Source organism: Curtobacterium sp. B8 (genome assembly GCF_000333315.1).
Taxonomy (GTDB): Bacteria; Actinomycetota; Actinomycetes; order Actinomycetales; family Microbacteriaceae; genus Curtobacterium; species Curtobacterium luteum.
Map to the genome: position 1 here is coordinate 1 of NZ_BACW01000658.1, position 1,275 is coordinate 1,275.

At 70.3% G+C, this 1,275-nt stretch carries 1 protein-coding gene and 1 pseudogene; one reads left to right on the top strand and one right to left on the bottom strand.

All coding sequences use genetic code 11. The features are described from left to right. On the top strand, positions 1-748 hold a 748-nt coding region (locus tag I59_RS17570), incomplete at its 5' end, for a zinc-binding dehydrogenase (RefSeq protein ID WP_022904986.1). 28 nt (positions 749-776) lie between these two features. Here the strand turns inward: I59_RS17570 and I59_RS17575 are convergent. Continuing rightward, positions 777-1,275: pseudogene (locus tag I59_RS17575) on the bottom strand (ABC transporter permease); the annotation flags it as partial.

Sequence of the window (1,275 nt, forward strand, 5' to 3'; positions counted from 1 at the left end):
CCCGACCGGCGGGGCGCACGCGAACTGGGTCAGGGTCCCTCGCGGTGCGGTGATCAAGAAGCCGGAGCTCGTCGGGTGGGAGGTCGCCGGAGGGCTCTACCTCGCTGGCTGCACCGCGGCGACGATCGTGCGCGGACTGCGGCTCGGCCCGCAGGACACGGTGGTGATCAGCGCCGCAGCGGGCGGGGTCGGGCACATCCAGTGCCAGCTCGCCCACGACGCGGGAGCCACGGTGATCGCCCTCGGCAGCGCCCGGAACCACGACTACCTCCGCCAGATCGGCACGCTGCCGGTCGTGTACGGCGAGGGCGAGGAACAGCGCATCCGCGAGATCGCGGACGGTCGGGAGATCACCGCGTTCATCGACAACCACGGCGAGTCCGATGCCGAGCACCTCTCCGAACGCCTGGGCATTCCCGCCGACCGGTTCGTGTCGTCGGAAGAACGTCGCGACGTCGAACTCCGGTTCCTCCGCGCCCCCGCCGAGGACGACGAGGCCCGCGAACTGCTCACGATGCTCACGAAGGCCGTACAGGACCGTCGGGTGCAGGTGCTCATCTCCGGCTTCTACCCGTTCGAGTACATCGTGGACGCGTACGAGGACCTCGCGCAGATGCAGTCCCGGGGCAAGGTCGTCATCGGGATGCAGACCGTCGAGACGGGTGCGCGGATGGACTGGTACCGGTCCGAGAAGAACCGTGACCTGCGCGATCCGGTCCGCCGGCCCCAGACCGCCGACGCCGGCTGAACCCCTTCGCGGAGGACGTGCTCGGCGACTAGCTGAGCACGTCCTTCGTCGCGAACCGGCTGTACGCCAGCGCGCCGAACACGACGACGTACCCGAGCTGCAGCAGCGCGTTCGCGCCGAACGAGTCGAACGAGATCGGGTCCCGCAGCAGGTCGCCGAAGCCGAGCCACTGGTGCGAGAACAGGTACGGGTGCAGCCAGTCGAGCTGCGGGAGCTGGTCGAGCACCTGCGACGCCCCGGCGAGCACGACCGTCGCGGCCATCGCCCCGACCGGGACGTTCGTCAGCGTCGAGGTGAACAACCCGATCGCCGCGAGCCCGAGCATCGACATCGCGACGTACAGCGCGAGCAACAGCGCCCGGCCCGCGTACGACCACCCGCCGACCTGGGTGCCCGACAGCAGGGTCACCGGGCCGATCGGGAACAGCAGCGCCCCGATCGCCGCTCCGACGAGGACGATGAGGAGCGTCGCGGCGAGGGCGAACGCCACCGTGCCGACGTACTTCACGAGGACGAACCGCAGGCGG